General features: G+C 64.8%; 17 protein-coding genes and 1 tRNA gene. 4 read left to right on the top strand and 14 right to left on the bottom strand.

Going from position 1 to position 17,328, the window contains the following annotated elements; genetic code table 11:
* Positions 1-6 precede the first annotated feature (6 nt).
* From idi to WIMU1_RS22310, 6 genes are all read right to left on the bottom strand, one after another.
* Positions 7-582, bottom strand: coding sequence for an isopentenyl-diphosphate Delta-isomerase (gene idi / locus WIMU1_RS22335; RefSeq protein WP_023962789.1), 576 nt, complete (start codon positions 580-582; stop codon positions 7-9).
* 296 nt (positions 583-878) lie between these two features.
* Positions 879-951, bottom strand: a tRNA-Ala gene (locus WIMU1_RS22330).
* A 40-nt stretch (positions 952-991) separates the two neighbouring features.
* A complete protein-coding gene (gene sepX / locus WIMU1_RS22325) occupies positions 992-2,194 on the bottom strand; it encodes a divisome protein SepX/GlpR (RefSeq protein ID WP_062800469.1) in 1,203 nt (400 codons plus the stop codon).
* 222 nt (positions 2,195-2,416) lie between these two features.
* A complete protein-coding gene (locus WIMU1_RS22320; RefSeq protein ID WP_062800468.1) occupies positions 2,417-3,070 on the bottom strand; it encodes a GNAT family N-acetyltransferase in 654 nt (217 codons plus the stop codon).
* A gap of 9 nt (positions 3,071-3,079) precedes the next feature.
* Positions 3,080-4,345, bottom strand: a complete 1,266-nt coding sequence (gene glp / locus WIMU1_RS22315) for a molybdotransferase-like divisome protein Glp (RefSeq protein WP_030170543.1) — start codon at positions 4,343-4,345, stop codon at positions 3,080-3,082.
* 187 nt (positions 4,346-4,532) lie between these two features.
* Positions 4,533-5,483 carry a UTP--glucose-1-phosphate uridylyltransferase gene (locus tag WIMU1_RS22310; RefSeq protein WP_062800466.1) on the bottom strand — a complete coding sequence of 317 codons (951 nt, stop codon included), beginning with the start codon at positions 5,481-5,483 and terminating at the stop codon, positions 4,533-4,535.
* A 47-nt stretch (positions 5,484-5,530) separates the two neighbouring features.
* On the opposite strand from WIMU1_RS22310, the gene WIMU1_RS22305 reads away from it, so the two are divergent.
* The 4 genes from WIMU1_RS22305 to mscL all read left to right on the top strand — a co-directional run bounded on the left by WIMU1_RS22305 (position 5,531) and on the right by mscL (position 8,354).
* A complete protein-coding gene (locus WIMU1_RS22305) occupies positions 5,531-6,157 on the top strand; it encodes a 5-formyltetrahydrofolate cyclo-ligase (RefSeq protein ID WP_307715565.1) in 627 nt (208 codons plus the stop codon).
* 81 nt (positions 6,158-6,238) lie between these two features.
* Positions 6,239-6,568 carry an FmdB family zinc ribbon protein gene (locus WIMU1_RS25910; protein WP_081906855.1) on the top strand — a complete coding sequence of 110 codons (330 nt, stop codon included), beginning with the start codon at positions 6,239-6,241 and terminating at the stop codon, positions 6,566-6,568.
* Between the two features lie 93 nt (positions 6,569-6,661).
* Complete coding sequence (locus WIMU1_RS22300; RefSeq protein ID WP_062800462.1) at positions 6,662-7,333, top strand: SAF domain-containing protein; 672 nt, start codon at positions 6,662-6,664, stop codon at positions 7,331-7,333.
* Positions 7,334-7,424: 91 nt separating this feature from the next.
* Positions 7,425-8,354 (top strand): large-conductance mechanosensitive channel protein MscL, encoded by a 930-nt coding sequence (gene mscL, locus WIMU1_RS22295; protein WP_062800460.1) that lies wholly within the window; start codon positions 7,425-7,427, stop codon positions 8,352-8,354.
* A gap of 117 nt (positions 8,355-8,471) precedes the next feature.
* On the opposite strand, the gene WIMU1_RS22290 is transcribed toward mscL, so the two are convergent.
* The 8 genes from WIMU1_RS22290 to WIMU1_RS22255 form a co-directional block, all read right to left on the bottom strand.
* Complete coding sequence (locus tag WIMU1_RS22290; protein ID WP_245969082.1) at positions 8,472-9,041, bottom strand: HNH endonuclease signature motif containing protein; 570 nt, start codon at positions 9,039-9,041, stop codon at positions 8,472-8,474.
* A gap of 16 nt (positions 9,042-9,057) precedes the next feature.
* Positions 9,058-10,368 (bottom strand): DUF222 domain-containing protein, encoded by a 1,311-nt coding sequence (locus tag WIMU1_RS22285; protein ID WP_062800457.1) that lies wholly within the window; start codon positions 10,366-10,368, stop codon positions 9,058-9,060.
* A 260-nt stretch (positions 10,369-10,628) separates the two neighbouring features.
* Positions 10,629-11,270 (bottom strand): MspA family porin, encoded by a 642-nt coding sequence (locus WIMU1_RS22280; RefSeq protein ID WP_062800455.1) that lies wholly within the window; start codon positions 11,268-11,270, stop codon positions 10,629-10,631.
* 72 nt (positions 11,271-11,342) lie between these two features.
* A complete protein-coding gene (locus WIMU1_RS22275) occupies positions 11,343-11,945 on the bottom strand; it encodes an MspA family porin (RefSeq protein ID WP_062800454.1) in 603 nt (200 codons plus the stop codon).
* Positions 11,946-12,524: 579 nt separating this feature from the next.
* Entirely contained in the window at positions 12,525-13,169 is a 645-nt protein-coding gene (locus WIMU1_RS22270; protein ID WP_030170518.1) for a MogA/MoaB family molybdenum cofactor biosynthesis protein, read from the bottom strand.
* Positions 13,170-13,217: 48 nt separating this feature from the next.
* Complete coding sequence (locus WIMU1_RS22265; protein WP_084248483.1) at positions 13,218-14,825, bottom strand: S1C family serine protease; 1,608 nt, start codon at positions 14,823-14,825, stop codon at positions 13,218-13,220.
* A 230-nt stretch (positions 14,826-15,055) separates the two neighbouring features.
* The gene (locus WIMU1_RS22260; protein WP_031333498.1) at positions 15,056-16,489 is read right to left on the bottom strand and encodes a sensor histidine kinase; all 1,434 of its coding nucleotides are present in this window, start codon (positions 16,487-16,489) and stop codon (positions 15,056-15,058) included.
* A gap of 84 nt (positions 16,490-16,573) precedes the next feature.
* Positions 16,574-17,260, bottom strand: coding sequence for a response regulator transcription factor (locus tag WIMU1_RS22255; protein WP_023962756.1), 687 nt, complete (start codon positions 17,258-17,260; stop codon positions 16,574-16,576).
* Positions 17,261-17,328 lie beyond the last annotated feature (68 nt).

Here is a 17,328-nt window from a genome sequence, read left to right as displayed (position 1 = left end):
GCAGGGTCATCGGTTGACCTCCATCTGCGCCCGCAGCCAGTTGGGATGTGCGTCGAGACCGTAGGGGTCGGGTGCGGGCATCGACCGGATCTGTTCGACGAGCCAGGGGCTCAGGGCCCACGGGGCACGTTCGACAACTGCCCACACATCGGAGATGTCGGACCACGCGTATTCGGCGACTTCGTCCGGGTCCGGTCGCAGCGTCCCCACCGGGCTCGCGACGAACACCGGACAGATCTCGTTCTCCACCACGCCGCTGGAATCGACGGCCCGGTAGCGGAAGTCGGGTAGCACGCAACGCAGATCCTCGACATCGATGCCCAGCTCGCGTTGCGCGTAACGGTAAATCGCGTCCTCGACGGATTCACCGGGCCGCGGATGCCCACAGAAAGAATTGGTCCACACGCCGGGCCATGTCCGCTTGCTCAGTGCACGCCGGGTCATCAGCAGGCGACCCTCGTCGACCACGTGGCACGAGAATGCAAAATGCAAGGGGGTGTGTGAGGTGTGCACGGTCGCACGGTCAGCCGTCCCACACGGACGTCCGTCAGCGCTTGCCAAAACCACCAAGTCGTCGGTCATGCATACCTCGTCTTTTCGGGTGTGTATGTTCCTCTCCTGGTATTCGGAACCGCTCACAGAGCGGACGACTACGACCAGAAGAAGTTTTTGGTCCCCTTCGCCACATGCGCACAACCGAGAAAACGCTGTCTGGACCGGCGCTGCTTGTCTTCGGATACCCCGAAAGAGCCCAGGTCACTCCTGCCCAGCGGCTGATCCGCGCCAAACGCTCCACATACGCAGAAACGCTCCACCTGTAGGTGGAGCGTTTCGAGGTAACTGGCGCGTATTCGGCTCGGTGGGGCTCGGTGTTTCTGTGGAGCTAAGGGGAATCGAACCCCTGACCTTCTCGATGCGAACGAGACGCGCTACCAACTGCGCTATAGCCCCTTTGCCGCGTGAGCGACTCGACAAGATTAACAGGGCGGGACTACTGCCCCACCACCCGCCGGTACGAGGGTTCACGGACAACCTCTTCGCGGTGCTCGAACCGCGGCAGGTGGTCGAAGATCGGGTCCTCGTCGTCGATCTCCAGCACGATCGCGCCTGGCCGACGGAGTCTGCGGGGCACCTCGGCCCGGGGGTCGACCTCGGGGTGCGCGCGGCGTTCTTCCTCCTGGCGCTTGGCCCGGGCGAGCCGCTGCATCCGCTGACGACGGATGCGCTGTTCGTTTCGCACCGCGCGGCGCAGGAAGGCAAGGTAACCGACCAGCGCGACAACCGTGGCCGCGGCGAGGATCCAGCCGACCGAACCCAGGAAGAAGCCGGCCGCGATGCCGAGCAGCGCCAGCACTCCGAGCACGGCCATCACACGCTGGCGGAACCGGTAGCGCTTGTCGCTGCGCTCGCGATCGGCCTCGGGGTCGAAGCCTCCGCGACGTGCACGCCGGGCGACCTCGTCCTGCTCCGCCTGATCCGCAGCCTCGTCGGCGCTGATGTCCTCGTCGGTGAGATCGTCGTCGTAGTCAGCGTCTTCGTAGTCGCCGTCGTCGTAGTCCGCGTCCTCGTGGTCGGCGACCTCGTGGTCGGCGTCCTCGTAATCTACGTCGTTCTCCGCGTCATCATGGTCCGCGTCATCATGGTCCGCGTCTTCGAGCTCAGCATCGTCGAGCTCTGCGTCCTCGACGCGCCGATCATCGCGATCTGCGTCTGCATCTTTGTCATCGCGCTCAGCAACGGCGTCGCGGTGATCGGATGACTTAAGGTCGGCAGCTTCAGCCACTACCGTCTTGTCGTCCGTGGTTGCGTCGGCATCACTGTCACTGGTGTCGACAGTCTTTGTCTGAGCCGCAGCTGCAACGGTTTTCACCGAGACCGGTGCAGGCTCGGACTTGCCGGCCGAAACCTTGGTCGTCGTGGCGTCCTCGACGTCAACGGCATCTGTTGCCGCCGTTGCTTTTGCGGTCTTGCGGTACTCACGCACCGGGGGTTCCCAATCGGGATCGTGCGGATGACGGCCTGCAGCCATGCGACGACGGGTCTTGGCGATGGCCCGGCCACCTCGATAGAGCACCCGTGTCGACATTGCGGCGTCGGTTGTCTTGCGCACGGTGGGACGCGACTTCACCACCATCGGCACCAGAACAAAGAGCCAGATCGCCACCAGACACACCCACAGCAACGAGTTCGGCATGGGCAGCTCCTTCCTGTCGGCAATCTCGCCCCGACCGGCCGGTCGAGTACGCGTCAGTCACACCTGTAACAGACGATAGGAATCAGGCTATGGCTCACCGCTGCCCAACCAGCGCCGACGCGCCGATGTCCCGGCCGATTCGTTCCATCTGTGGGTGATCACGCGGTGATCGGAGAGGAGCGGCCTCCCAGCGCGAGCAGAGAGGCATGTGGGCGCAGGGGTTCAGGCCGTGGCGTGGCCGCTGCGGATCAATGTGTCCACGGCACTGCTGGTGAGATCTTCGGTGGTCAACGCGAGCAACAGGTGGTCCCTCCAAGCGCTGTTGACGTCCATGTAGCGCTTGAGCAGGCCTTCGTCACGGAATCCCACCTTGTGCAGTACCGCCAGCGACGCCGCGTTGGCAGGCTGCACGGTGGCCTCGAGTCGGTGCAGACCCGCCGGTCCGAAACAGTGGTCGACGCCGAGTGCCAGTGCGCCCGTTGCCACTCCACGTCCGGTGACCGCGGCATCCACCCAATATCCGATCCATGCGTTGCGCAGCGCACCACGCTGAATGTTGCCCACCGTCAGTTGTCCGCAGTACTCGCCGTCCAATTCGATGACAAACGGCAGCATGTTCCCTGCCTTTGCCTCGGCCCTCAGGACCGAATGCAGACCCGGCCAGGCCGCCGGGTTGTGCCGGGCCGACCACAAGCCGACGCCCGTCGGCTCCCACGGCAACAGCGAATTCTGGTTCTCGATGCGAAGCCTGCTCCACACCCTGGCGTCACGCAGCCGGACCGGACGTACCGTAACCGCGCCTCCCGCAACGGATATCGGCCCGAGCTTGGCCGGCCATCCACGGCGGCCGGTGTCACCCCTGCTCCAGGCGCGCACGGTGCACTCTCACCCCCGCTGAGCCAGGAATGCGACGTCCACCTCATCGCCGGCGCGCAATTCAACGTCTTCCGGCTCGATGATGACCAAGCAGTTCGCCTCCGCCAAGCCCGCGAGCAGATGTGATCCACCGTCTGCGGCCGCGATCACCTGAGCGAGGTATTCGCCCGTCTGCTCATCGCGCATCAGCTGTCCACGCAGATATCCGCGCCTTCCCTCCACCGAGGTGATGGGGCTGACCGTGCGGGCACGTACCACTCGCCGCATCGGTTGGCGTTTGCCGAGCGCGATCCGGATCAGCGGTCGCACCATCACTTCGAAAGCCACCAACGCCGAGACCGGGTTCGCAGGAAGAAGGAAGGTGGGCACCTCGTCGCGGCCCAGCTGGCCGAAACCCTGGACCGACGCCGGGTACATCGCAATGCGTTCGATCTCCAATTCGCCCAGTTCCGAAAGGGCTTCGCGAATCGATTCCGAGGCGGCCCCACCGACCGGGCCGGTGATCACGACGATCTCAGAACGAATCAGCTGCCCCTCGACCAGTTCACGGAGTTGCGACGGCTCGCTGTCGGCGATGCCGACCCTGTTGACGTCTGCGCCGGCGTCACGAGCAGCCGCGGCGAGCGCGTAACTGTTGACGTCGTACACCTGACCGCCCCCGGCCGTCCGGTCGATATCGACCAGCTCGCCGCCGATGGAGATGACGGAAAGCCGTGGCCGCGGATGCACCAGCACGCGGTCGCGACCGACTGCGGCGAGCAGACCGACCTGCGCGGGACCGATGATCGTTCCGGTTCGGACCGCTACGTCACCGGGCTGGACGTCATCGCCGACGTGCCGGACGTATTGCCCGCTGCGTACCGCATGACCGATTCGGACCTTGGGCAGTCCGCCGTCGGTCCACCGCTTGGGCACCACGGCGTCGGCGAGTGTCGGCAAGGGAGCGCCGGTCTCCACCCTGACCGCCTGCCTTGGCTGGAGCCGTGTTGGCGTCCGCGAACCCGCCTTCAACTCCCCCACCACCGGCAGGACGACGATCACCTGGTCGCCCGGCGACTCCGATTCCTCATCGGCGATGGTGCCCGCTTCGGCCACATCCACACTGCGAACGGCATATCCGTCGATGGCAGCCTGATCGAACCCGGGCAACGGCTTGTCGGCAACAACCTCTTCGGCACACAGCAGACCCTGTGACTCCGAGATCGCGACGCGCACCGGCCTGGGAGCCACTGCCGCGGCGGTCACCCGGCTCAGGTGATCTTCCACCGAACGCACCGATCGCCTCCTTCAATCGCCGTGGCGGCCCGATAGTGCTCGTTCGCCGTGCCAACGGGTCGCCGTGTCGTAGTTCTGACGACTGACGTTAGCTGGTTTGTCGGCGATTTCCGTTCTCTCGCATCCAGGGATCGCCGCGCGCCATCGCATAAACGCGGTTGAACCGGGTGCTGTTGTGGGTCGGCGGTCAGTTGCAGCCGAGGCGTTCGACCAGCCAATCGCGCAATTCGGGGCCGTAATCCTCACGGTTGAGGGCGATGTCGACCGACGCCTTCAGGTACCCGCCCGGGTTCCCGAGGTCGTGGCGAGTTCCGCGGTGAACCACCACGTGAACCGGATGACCTTCGTCAATCAACAAAGCGATGGCATCGGTGAGCTGCAATTCGCCACCTGCGCCGGGTTCAATTCGTCGCAATGCATCAAATATTGCGCGGTCGAGGATGTATCGCCCGGCCGCCGCATAATTCGAGGGTGCGTCTTTTGCCTCGGGCTTTTCGACCATTCCCTTCAGCTTCATCACATTGGGATTTGCAGCATCGGGAAGTTCTTCGACGTCGAATACGCCATACGCGCTGATCTTTTCGGTCGGGACCTCGATGGCGCAGAGCACCGTGCCGCCGCGCTTGGCGCGTGTTCGGGCCATCACCTCCAGGACGCCGTTGGGAAGCACCAGGTCGTCGGGCAACAGCACCGCGACAGCATCCTCGTCGTCGTCGAGTTTGGCCTCGACGCATCCAACCGCGTGGCCGAGTCCGAGGGGCTTCTCCTGGATGACCGACGCGACCTCCAGCAACGATGGCGCGTTCCGCACCTTGGCCAACATGGTGTCTTTGCCGCGGGACTCGAGGGTGTGTTCAAGCACCAGGTCTTCGACGAAGTGCGCGACAACACCGTCTTTACCCGGCGACGTGATGATCAGCAGTCGCTCGGCACCGGCCGACTTGGCCTCTTCGGCCACCAATTCGATACCGGGTGTATCCACCACGGGAAGGAGTTCTTTCGGCACGGTCTTGGTCGCCGGAAGAAAACGGGTACCCAAGCCGGCGGCCGGCACAATTGCGGTTCGCGGAATGGGCGGCGTGCCCGGAACCGACTCGTATTCGACCTCGTTGGCCGGGCTGGTCTGCGCTTCAGTCATTTTCCCACCCTAGGTTGATCACACTGGTGTGTGAGTAAACCTATCGGCTGATCGCCAAACATGAGAGGGGCGTACCGATTTTCATCGACAAAGCAACCTGGAGAAAGCTCGCCCTCGAGCGTCGCGACAGCCTGTCTCCCCAGGTTAAGGCGAGCCTGGATGCCTCGATTGTGACGTGGATCGCGAACCTCCCCGAGGGCGGTCCGCGGGTGGAGCCGGGCGCCGTCATTGCGGCCTACGTCCCGATCGGGAGCGAACCGGGCACCACTGCGCTGTTGGAGGTGTTGCGCGAGGGCGGCTTCCGGGTCTTGCTGCCGAAGGTGGCGGCGGGCCCGCCTGCCCCGCTGCGTTGGGCCTGGTACGACGGACCGGAGTCATTGCATGAAGGACGGTTTGGACTGTTGGAGCCCGGTGGGGACAGCACCTCACCTGACGCGCTCGGCGACGCCGCTCTGATCCTGGTCCCGGCGCTGTCGGTCGACCGCCACGGTATTCGACTCGGTCGCGGAGCCGGTTACTACGACCGGTCGATACCAGAGGTGGACACAGACAAACTGGTTGCCGTGGTGTTCGACGACGAGCTGGTGGACGAGCTGCCAACGGACGACTTCGACGTGCCGATGGGCTGGAGCCTGACACCCGGCGAGGGGTTCAGACGACTGGGAACAAGCTGACCTTGGCACTCGTTAACGAAGAGTGCCAGTTCGACGGTAGAATCCACAACGTTCTCGGCTTAACACCTTCGGAGGTCTTCGGTGCCCACATATTCGTACGCTTGCACACAGTGCGACAACCGCTTCGACATCGTGCAATCTTTCAGCGACGACTCGCTCACCGAATGCCCGAAATGCGCCGGTAAGCTGCGCAAACTGTTCAACAGCGTGGGCATCGTGTTCAAGGGCAGCGGCTTCTATCGCAACGACAGCCGCTCCACCACCACGAGCAGCGAGTCGAGTTCGAGCGACTCGTCGAAGTCCGACTCCGGCAGCAAGGAATCGGCGCCTGCAGCGAAGTCGACGGATTCGGGCAGCAGCTCGTCGAGCAGCACGTCCAGCAGTTCGACCACTGCCAAGGCTGCTTCCTGACACCTGTCCACACACAGTGGACTGTGCACAGGCAACCTCATATCGGTGCCTGACCAAGCGGACGATGGATGGCAATCGCCATAACGTTCGCCCATGGCCGCGCGCAATGCTCTGAACCCGACACTCTCCGACCGCGTCCGTCATGCCGTCAGGCCCGGATGGACACGGTCGCTGCTCCTCCGCCGAGCCTGTGCAATCGTGCTGCTGGCGGTCGCGCTCGTGGCCGCACTGACGGCGGGCCGCACCGAGGAACTGCGGCCGGCGGTGATCGCGGCCCATGACATCAGCCCTGGGCAACCCCTCACGATCGGCGACCTGACCACGCGCGAGTTCCGTCCGGGCGACCTCCCGGCAGGCACAGTCGACGACGCGGCCGACCTCCTGGACAAGACGGTGACCGGCCCGGTACGGGCGGGCGAGATCTTGACCGATTCCCGTGTGCTCACCAGCCGCCTGCCGGCTCAGATCATGCAGCGTCCCGATGCGCGCCTGGTTCCGGTGAAGGTGGCCGACACAGCGGTGATCGATCTCCTCCGCGAAGGAGACGTGGTCGACGTGCTGAGCATCGACGATGCCGACACCGCTGAAGAGTCATCGGCGACAAAGGTTTTGGCCAAGGGAGCAGTGGTCGCACTCGTGTCGCAGGAGTCAGGTTCGCGGACGGGGTCAGATGCCCGACTTGCCGTTCTCGCCTTGCCGGAGCGCGACGCGCACGTGGTCGCAGCGGCCACCCTCACCGCTCCGATCACACTGGTTTTTCACTGACTGCATGTTGTGAACGGCAAATTCCGCGACCGCTGGTTAGGATCAGCGGACAGCAATTAGAGCTCGTTTCCCTCGTGGGAAGGGTCACTACATGTTCAAGGGCTTCAAAGATTTCCTCATGCGGGGAAACGTCATCGACCTCGCTGTCGCCGTGGTCGTCGGTGCTGCCTTCACCGCGATCGTCACAGCGTTCACCACCAACATCATCCAACCGTTGGTGAACTCGATCGGTGGCACCGATTCCGCGCAGGGGCTGGGATTCACCATCAGGTCCGGCAATCCGGAAACGTTTGTGGACATCGGCGCCCTCATCGCCGCCGCCATCAACTTTCTGATCGTTGCCGCGGTTGTCTACTTCCTGATCGTGATGCCGTACGAGAAGTTGAAGACGCTCGCAGCGCGCGACGGCGACGACGCCGCGGCCCAGACGGAGTCGGAGTTGCTCGCCGAGATCCGCGACATTCTCCAAGGCAAGGATCCCGCCGAGGAGAAGGCCAAGATCGCCGGCGCGACAAGCGAGAAGGATCAGGCTCTCATCGACCGGCGTGGCGACGACGGCCCGCACTCCGGTCCGCTTTACTCGGGTCCGGCCGCCGCCGGCGCAGGCGCGTCTTCTGCCGGTACGCAGCAGTTCTCTTCGCAGCAGTCGGACCGGATCGGTGGCGCCAACGTCTATCCGACGCAGGGTCCGCCTACCGGTGGCTCAGGACCGATCGGCCAGCCGCCGCAGGGACAGCCGCCCCAGGGCGGTGTGCCGCCGCGGAGCCAGCCGCCGCTGGGTGGACCGCCTCCCGGTTATCAGCAGCCGCCGGGCCCGCCGCCCGGGTACAACCCGGGTCCGCCGCCCCGCCCGAACCCGTCGCCGCATGAGGGGCCAGATCAGGGTCAGGGTTACCGCCCCGATCCGTTGACCGGCCCGTCACCCGGTTACGACCCGCTCACCGGTCCACCACCGAACTACGGGCCCCCACCGGGACGTCGCGACGACCACAACGGCGGCGGCAGGCACAGCAGCCCGTAAACATTTCGAGATCGACGTATCGCCCCGGCTCAGGCCGGGGCGATATTTTTTGTCGAAGGGGCCCAGCGACCTCGGCACGCCGTTCCTGCTGCTTCGCAGTTCCTGTTTTCACTGCCCCTATTCCACGAGGACCTCCACGGCCTGCGGGGCACCTGGTGGAGGCGGGGCTTCTGGCGGAGGGTTGTTCTCCGACGGTCTGGTCGGTAGTGAATCTGGTGGTTGAGGGCTGAGTTCTCGATTGCGTTGTTCGAGTTCGGCTTTGCGGCGCGCGATCATGCCCTGACGGGCCTCGATGATGGCTTCGTCCGGGTGGTGGGCACGGTTGACCCGGGGTTGTCGCTCCGGATCCAACAGTGCCGGTGGGATCCAGGCACACCGCCCTGCGTCGGGGCCGTCGGTGATCATCACCGTCTGCCACTGATGCTCCCCCGGTCCTACGAGTTGGTGGTGTTGCGGGCATGCCGGAGCCAGGTGAGTGATGTCGGTGAACCCGCCCTGCGCCCATTCGCGAACATGGTGCGCCTCGGCCCACAACGCCGGATTCGAACAACCCGGATGCGAACAGCCTCGGTGCGCGGCAAACATCGCCAGACGCTGCGCCTCACTGGCCAGACGGCGTGCTCGACCCAGAAACAACGGCTCATTCGAATGGTTCGCAAAAATGGCCAACGTCTTGTCGGAACGCACTGCAAGCCTCAACGCATCAGCGATCGGCAACACCGCACCGGTCGCCGTGTAGACCAGCCCCGTCCCGTACCGGTCGCGTCGGCCCACCAGTGACCGAAGGCAACCAGCTCGGATCCTCCCAGTGCGTCTCCCGGTACGGATGAACGACCTCCGATTCACGGTCTTGCTCCGCCTCGGGGTCTGGCTCCAGCTTTGATGCCGGCTCTGGCGTGCGCTCCACCTCGCGGGCTAGCTCCGCCTCGCGGTCTGGCTCTGACGTGCAGCCTGGCTCCGGTTCACGGCCTGATTCTGCTGCTGACGCCGGCGCTCGACCGGGTTCAAACTCAGATCCCGAAACGTCCTCTCCGTCAACGCCTTCTGGCGACACCTGCTCGAGCATGTATTGATCGAGCTGGTCTTTGGTCATGTTGATGATGACCTGCACGGGCAATCCGTGATGCGTCTTGCCCAGCTGCCCCGATTCGAGCAGGTACATCAGCATCGACTTCACCGCATCGTGATTACGCTGCGCCGCACTGCGGGTGTCGTTGTCTGCCGCAGCTTGCAAGAGGTCCTTGTCCACCGTCGGATCATCGGCCGCACCTGAGGGCGACAGCGGATCATCAGGATTGTTCATCCCCGGAGCGGCCCACACCGCGAGCATCACATCCAGCAAGGCCCGGGTCACCGGGTCCAGATGCCCCGCTACCGTCGACATGAGATCCGTGGCCGGTTTCCCCACACTGAATCCACGTTTCCGGGCCCTGTCGGCGTCATCGGCCAACGTCCCGTCGGGATCCAAGTATTCGACGATGCGCTCACCGATCGCCTCTACCTGGCCAGGAGTGTGCTTGCGGCACAGATCAGCCAGCGCCGCCTCTGTATTTGTCCGCTTCTCCGCATCGACCTTGTGCGGAATCTTCGCCATCACCCTCGCCACCACCCCAGCGTGATCAAGTCCGATCACACCCTCGCGCAACGCTTCTGCGGTGTTCGGGAATCGAGCATCTACAACTTCACCGCTGGGAGTCGCCGACGGCGTCAACGCGTCCATCGCTTCCACCCGAGCTCGGGCAGCACCCGGGCGTAGCCGTGCCAGCGAGGTCAACATCGCAGCCGGCGAGGAGCACCCGAGTTTCGAATACGCGCGTCGCACAACCACTTCCCGCAACACCGGCAACCCCGCGGACTGCAACCGCCGCGACGCGACCTCCAACCGGTCGACCAGACGTACACAATCCTCGTCGGAAAGCGCCGTCAGACTCACCTCGCCGAGCTGATCGATTGCCGACTCCAGACCCGACACCGCGCCCACCACAGGCGAATCGATGCCAGCACCGTCGGACATGATGACCCCCCAGTCAACCGAAAAGCGAACGCTGACAACTAGATACAAAGTGCCTCTGTTGTCAGGACGTTTCCCTATGACCGATAGTAGTCCAGTATCCGCAGTTTGTCGAACACGTGTTCGAACTCCGATCACCGCCTCGGCGCCTGCCCGGCCAGCACCGGCGATGTCAGCATCCTGGTGAAACGCCGAAAGCCGGAACACCTTGCGGTGGTCCGGCTTTCGGGTTGTTCAGTTGTCAGGCAGCAGGGATCTGCCTATCAGCCGAGGCTGAACTTGGAGCCCCACAGGGTGACGATGCCGGTGACCGACGGGGTGTCGACGGTGACCTTGACGTACGCCTGTCCTTCGGCGTATCCGGCGCAGCCGTCGACCTTGACGGTTTCCTGGCTGTAAGCGATGCCGCCGGCGTTGCCCTCGAAGCTGAAGTCGGTGGCGTCGTCGGACGACAGGATCGGCACGTAGGTGGCCTCACCGGGTCCGAGTGTCAGACCGCCGCTCAGGCCGGCTTCGGGAGTGGTGAACGGGGTGCCGGGAGCCGAGAGATCCAGCGAGGTTCCGATACCGGCCTTGCCGCCGGCACCGAAGGTCAGCTGGCAGCCGACAACGTAACCGGCTTCGACGGTGGCGCCTTCGGCTTCACCGTCGACGGTGACGAGCACCTTGCCCGACAGCCACACGTTGCGGCTGGTCGGAACCGCCACGGTCGACGGCTGGATGTTGACGAACTCGTCCTTCAGCGTGACGGTGACGTTGGAGCCGTCGATCAGCTTCTGGGTGGCGACGCCACCGGGCAGAGCGCCGGCAGCTGCGCCGCCGGCACCCATGGAGGACAGTGCGATGGCCGAGACACCGGCGATGCCGACCACCGCGGCGAGACGACGCGAGAGTTTGTTGCGCATGATTCCCCTTCAGGAATATGAATCTGCTTGCGGCAGATGAGATTTCAGACTAGTTGGTTTATCTGCCGACGATCAGTTCAGGCTGAACGGGGCGCCGTAGAGGGTCGACTTGATGACGTAGTTGCCCTCGGTCTGCACGGTGGTGAAGGCGCGAGCCTGGGGGTATCCGCCGCACTGCTGCACCTCGATGCCCTGACGCTTGTACTGGACGCTTGCAACGCCGCCCTCGAAGGTCTTGGTGCCGAGCGGGACGAAAGCCGCTTCACCGGGTGCCAGGGGGAACGAGAGCGAGCCGTCGAGGCCCAGGCTCAGAGAAGAATCGATGGAGGCGTTCAGGCCACCTTCGAGACCGGTGATGTCGACCTGGCAGCCGACGATGTAGCCGGTGGTCAGGGTACCGCTGGCGCCACCGGCGGTGACGGTGACGAGGCCGGAAACCTCTGCGGCGCGGCCTGCGCCGTTGTTCGCCAAGGACGGGACCGGGTAAGCGGCCTCGCCGGTGCGGCTGATCTTGACGACGGTGCCGTCGACACCCTGGGTCACCTTGCTGCCGCTGGGCAGGGGTCCTGCGGCGGCGTTTCCTGCGCCCATGCTGGCCAGGCCAATGGCGGCAACCGCGGTAATCGCACCAACGCCGACAACGCGGCGCAGACCGAACATGTTGATCTTGCTCATTCGTTCCCTCTCACAGGATTGCTGTGTAATCCAAGCTCAACCAAATCGTGAGCTCGAAGTGACCAAAAGGTTCAGCGGAATCTTCTACCGGGGCAGTTAACGGGCTTGTGTGCCCGTAGTTTCCGGTAGGTAAATCTCAGCCGAACACCTTGCCCACACCGCGGTCGCCATTGGGGACGTCGCACGGGATACGCCCAACCCCCGCACTGGTACTGGCCGTATCGAGCGGAACGTTAACCCCAGGAACAGGTGCGGGCAACAGTTCGCAGCAGTCGTGTCTGGATAGGGAACTTCGCTAAAGTGAATGAACAACTGTTGATTTTGCAGCAAGTTCAGCGAATTATCAGGAAAAGCCCAGGAACCGGGCCGTGACCTATTCGCGATTCAGCCGTGATGTGGCGGGCGATTCTCGATAAACCATTCGTCCCCACGCATATCGGCGTTACTGTGACCTTCATCACTTCGACCGATCGGTCGCTCATCGCTGCTGGTCGAGGGCAAATCCTCGCCGAAAACCTTCTCTAACTCGGCCCGAGTCTTGGTTCGCTTTCCGTCTTTCGAGTCGCTCATCGGACCCGATCAGAAGTTGCTGATCGACGAGATCAGGTGTTTCGCCATCGGGGTGATGGTGGCCATGCCATCACGAACAGCGGCCCGCGAATTGGCCAAGTTGACGACGATCGTCTGCCCCGAGACACCCGCAAGCCCGCGTGACAGCCCGGCATCCATCGCGCCGGCAGCCAATCCGGAACTGCGCAAGGCCTCTTCGATACCAGGCAGTTTGCGATCGAGTAGATCCGCGGTCGCCTCGGGAGTCACATCGCGACCACCGACCCCGACGCCGCCGACCGAGATCACCAAGTCCACCCCGCCGATGACCGCAGTGTTGAGGGCGTTGCGGATCTCCACCTCGTCGGACTCCACCGCCACCACCGCGTCGACGTGAAAACCGGCTTCTTCGAGCAACTCCCCCACCAGAGGACCGATCAAGGCCTGGTCCTCACCATGGGCGGCCCGGTCATCGACGATCACCACCAGGGCCCGACCCAGATCCTCTTCAGCCAAGTTCAGTGACCTCATGCGCTGTCCTTCCGCTTCGATCTCCCCTGTGCGGACGGCGAGCTGTTCCGCCGCGGCGTCCGCGGCGACGACATCTGCCTCGCCGATACCCAGGACTGAGATAGCACCATCTCCGTCAGGAACTCTATCGGTCGGGATGGGGATGACTGCCCGCAGTCGGGTACCAATGTGATCGTCGATGTGTTTCACGGTCTAGCGTCCTCCGGTGTCCAGGGTGTCGAGGGTGACCTGCGCGGTCTTTGTCTGTCCGTTGGTGACGTACGTGATGGTCACCTGGTCGCCCGGAGCGTGCGACCGCACCGCCGCGATCAGCGCGTCTCCGGAGGCGATCACACGATCGTCGACCTTGGTGACCAGCGCACCACTCGGGATGCCTGCCTTCGCGGCGGCTCCACCCGACGTCACCTCGTTGATCAGCGCGCCGGGGCTGTCAGCTGACGGTGCCCCCGACCGCACTGTGACGCCGAGCCCCGCCTGTGTCGCCTTACCGGTCTTCTCGAGCTCGTCGGCGATGCGCATCGCCTGGTCCACCGGGATGGCGAACCCGAGGCCGATGCTTCCGCCGGTCTCGCCCTGGGAGAGGCTGGCGATCGCGGTGTTGACCCCGATGAGGGCGCCGTTGGCGTTGACCAGCGCACCACCGGAGTTGCCCGGATTGATCGCCGCGTCGGTCTGGATGGCATCCATCACCGAGGCCTGGCCACCCTGCTCACCCTGTGTGGACACCGGACGGTTGAGTGCGCTGATGATTCCCGTGGTGACCGTGCCGTTCAGCCCCAGCGGCGACCCGATCGCGATGACCTCCTGACCGACCACAAGATTGTCGGAGCGACCGACGGCGATCGGGGTGAGGCCGGACTTGTCGACCTTGATCACGGCGATGTCGGAGATCGGGTCGGCACCCACGATCTGCGCGGCTGCCGTGCTGCCGTCACTGAACGTGACGGTGAGGTCCGGATTGTTGCCCGCACCGGCGACCACGTGGTTGTTGGTCATGATGGTGCCGTCCGCGGTGAGCACGATGCCGGACCCGGACCCGGACGCCTGGCTGCCCTCCACCTCGATCGACACGACCGACGGCGTGACCTTCTCCGCGACTTCCTGCGTCGAGCCGGCGGGGGCCTGGACCGGTTGGCTGTTGTCGCGGTCGCCACCGAGCACGCTCTCGCTGGTGGTTGATCTCGATCCCGATGAATCGTCGGCCACATTGGCTCCGACCACACCTCCGATGCCACCGCCGACGAGCACCAAAGCGATTGCGGCAGCCGCCAATCCGGCTTTGGCTCCGCCCGAACGCCCGCTGCGTGCGGGCGGCGGGGAGCCGAACTGCTGTGGCGAGCTCCCGTACGGGTTCTGGCCGGCCCCAGGGGCCGGGATCTGACTGGTGGGGTTGGTACCCGTCCCCGCGCCGTGGGAGTAGGCCCCATACGGGTTCGGCTGCGCGAATCGCCCGGACGGAGCATACGGATCAGGTTGAGCGCCATAGCCGTAACCACCCGGACCGCGACTTGCGGATGCACCCTCCGAAGGCTGTCCGAAGGGTCCGGAAGGTCCGGAAGGGCCGTTCATGCCGGAGGTACCGAACTGTGCCGTCTGCTCACCCGAGGAATCCTGCTGCCGAGGGTCGAACGCCGAGGTTCGCCCATAGGGGTTGTCCTGCGGTCCGGCGTTGCTCGGCCCGTCCGGCCGATCAGCGGACCCGCTGGGATGCGATTGTCCCGGTGATTGCGAGATGCCCTCTCCCGGAAAGGAACTGGTGTCGCGGTTTGTCCCGCGCTCGTCATCGTTGCTGCCGACCATGTCGATTTTTGCTTTCTGCCAGGCGCACCCTGCGCTCCCCGATGCCGCAACATTTACCGGCACTGAGGAATACCTTGCTGTGTCGGCCTGAGACGGGGCTGAGACAGTGCTGTTTGTTTCCCCTTCATTGTTCCCCGCAGGGACTTCGCCAAACAAAGCCGCCGATCGACGGACAGAGACGTCAGACCCTTCGAACGACCGCCGAACGCTCGACACTGCTCGATCAGAACCTATTGCTGGACCACCTGGGGCGCGATCTCGGCCGGTACCGGCGACCCGGGAAGGCTGATCGTCACCAGGGCGCCTCCGAGTTCGGACTGACCGGCGGTCACCGTGCCGCCATGGCGGTCCACCACCTGACGGACTATCGCCAGCCCCAGCCCGGAGCCGGGCATGGATCGGGACGCGGTGGACCGGTAGAACCTCTCGAAGACCAGTTGCCGGTCTTCGGGAGGGATACCGGGGCCGGCATCGGCAACGGTCAGAATCGCGCGATCAGGCTCGATCTGAGCCAGCCGGACCTCCACGGGCCGGCCGGGCGGACTCCACTTCGCCGCGTTGTCGAGCACGTTGAGCACGGCCCGCGACAACCCGGCACTCTCACCGAAGACAAACCAGGGCGTGACGTGCACTTCGAAGTCGACGTCGCTGCGCCGGCGGCGGACACGCTCGAGAGAGCGGTCCACCACCTCGGAGAGGTCGACCTCTTCGTGCACCACCTCGGGCGCATCCTCACGCGCGAGATCCACGAGATCGCCCACTAGCGTGGAGAGTTCTTCGATCTGGGCCATCACGTCCGTTCGCAGCTCGGCCATGTCCGATTCGGGCACCGCCCGCGCACCCGGCTGGCTCGACGCGATCATCAACTCCAGATTCGTGCGCAATGACGTCAGCGGCGTGCGCAATTCGTGGCCGGCGTCCGCGACGAGCCGGCTCTGCCGGTCTCGCGACTCGGCAAGCGCCCGCAGCATCAGGTTGAAACTCTCGGTGAGCCTGGCCAATTCGTCGTTGCCGATGACCGGGATGGGCGTGAGGTCGTCGGTGCGCGCCACTCGCTCGGCGGCCCGGGTCAACCGCGCGACCGGCCGTAGTCCGGCACGCGCCACGGTCGTTCCGGCGACCGCGGCCAGGATGATCCCGCAGCCACCGATCACCCCCAGCACCCAGGCCAATCGGTGCAGCACGTCGTCTGTGTCGCGAAGGCTCTGCGAGATGATCAGGGTGTTGCCGTCGTTGAGCTTGCGGGCCAGCACCCGCTGGTTCTTCGCGGTCCGCAGCGACGACTCCGCTTTCCCGTCCACCACATCGCGTTCGGACTCGCCGTAGGGAACGCCGCCGATCTGGAATCCACGGCCCCCGGGCATCACCAGTGCCACCGACATGTCTGTGGAGAACACCGTGCCGGCCACCAGTGATTCGGGCGAGTCGTCGAGGACCCCGATCCGGGCCAGTTCGGTCATCCCGTTGGCCCGGTTGGTGAGCTGCGAATCGACGTCGGCGTACATGGCCCGGTAGACGACCGCAAAAGCCGCGGCAGCCATCACGGCAACCGCGATGCCCACCACCGTCGCGGACAGGATCGTGATGCGCCAACGCAGCGAGATGGTCCGGGTCAAAGGCGTCGGCTTACGCATCTGCCGGGGCAGATCCGGGGCGGAAGCCATCTGTATTGGCCGCTGTGCGGTCACCACGCCTGCCGGCGGGGCTTCGCCGGGGACCGGCGGGTGACGGTGATAGAAGCTCACGATTTACGGAGGGGTCTCCCGCAGGACGTATCCCACGCCCCGCACGGTGTGGATGAGGCGCGACTCGCCTTCGGCCTCGGTCTTGCGCCTGAGGTAGCCCACGTACACCTCGAGTGCGTTGCCCGACGTCGGGAAGTCGTAACCCCAGACCTCCTCGAGGATGCGACTGCGGGTGAGCACACGGCGCGGATTGGCCATCAGCATCTCCAACAGGGCGAACTCGGTGCGGGTCAAACTGATCGGGCGCTCGCCTCTGGTGACATCGCGCGTGACCGGATCCATCGTGAGGTCCTCGAAGGTCATCGCCTCCGAGTCCGGTAGCGGTTCGGCTGTCGCGCGGCGCATCAGGGCCCGCAGACGTGCGAGCAACTCTTCGAGCGCAAAGGGTTTGGGCAGGTAGTCATCGGCCCCCGCATCGAGTCCGGCGACCCGCTCGGACACCGAGTCGCGAGCGGTGAGGACCAGGATGGGGAGATCGTCGCCGGTGCTTCGGAGGCGACGGCATACCTCGAGCCCGTCGAGGCGCGGCATCATGACGTCCAGCACCACCGCCTCGGGACGGTCGGAATTGATCTTTTCGAGGGCTTCGACGCCATCCCCCGCCGTGAGCACCGTGTACCCGTTGAACGTCAGGGACCGGCGCAGAGACTCGCGAACGGCACGATCGTCGTCCACAACCAGTATGCGCATGACAACAGTCTTACTTCCACGACTGAGAGTGCGCTAAGTAATCCCCTGCGACGCGCCAGTTTTCTTGT

Origin of the sequence: Williamsia muralis NBRC 105860, assembly GCF_001598915.1 — a bacterium.
GTDB classification, from domain to species: Bacteria; Actinomycetota; Actinomycetes; order Mycobacteriales; family Mycobacteriaceae; genus Williamsia; species Williamsia muralis.
The sequence above is the reverse complement of the archived record's forward strand: the minus strand, read 5'-3'. Positions and strand labels throughout refer to the sequence as shown.

What these genes read in the sequence shown, in the direction of transcription:
- idi (WP_023962789.1), bottom strand. Translation starts at nt 582, where the DNA reads ATGACCGACGACTTGGTGGTTTTGGCAAGCGCTGACGGACGTCCGTGT.
- sepX (WP_062800469.1), bottom strand. Translation starts at nt 2,194, where the DNA reads ATGCCGAACTCGTTGCTGTGGGTGTGTCTGGTGGCGATCTGGCTCTTT.
- WIMU1_RS22310 (WP_062800466.1), bottom strand. Translation starts at nt 5,483, where the DNA reads ATGACTGAAGCGCAGACCAGCCCGGCCAACGAGGTCGAATACGAGTCG.
- WIMU1_RS22300 (WP_062800462.1), top strand. Translation starts at nt 6,662, where the DNA reads ATGGCCGCGCGCAATGCTCTGAACCCGACACTCTCCGACCGCGTCCGT.
- mscL (WP_062800460.1), top strand. Translation starts at nt 7,425, where the DNA reads ATGTTCAAGGGCTTCAAAGATTTCCTCATGCGGGGAAACGTCATCGAC.
- WIMU1_RS22285 (WP_062800457.1), bottom strand. Translation starts at nt 10,368, where the DNA reads ATGTCCGACGGTGCTGGCATCGATTCGCCTGTGGTGGGCGCGGTGTCG.
- WIMU1_RS22280 (WP_062800455.1), bottom strand. Translation starts at nt 11,270, where the DNA reads ATGCGCAACAAACTCTCGCGTCGTCTCGCCGCGGTGGTCGGCATCGCC.
- WIMU1_RS22275 (WP_062800454.1), bottom strand. Translation starts at nt 11,945, where the DNA reads ATGAGCAAGATCAACATGTTCGGTCTGCGCCGCGTTGTCGGCGTTGGT.
- WIMU1_RS22265 (WP_084248483.1), bottom strand. Translation starts at nt 14,825, where the DNA reads ATGGTCGGCAGCAACGATGACGAGCGCGGGACAAACCGCGACACCAGT.
- WIMU1_RS22260 (WP_031333498.1), bottom strand. Translation starts at nt 16,489, where the DNA reads ATGGCTTCCGCCCCGGATCTGCCCCGGCAGATGCGTAAGCCGACGCCT.
- WIMU1_RS22255 (WP_023962756.1), bottom strand. Translation starts at nt 17,260, where the DNA reads ATGCGCATACTGGTTGTGGACGACGATCGTGCCGTTCGCGAGTCTCTG.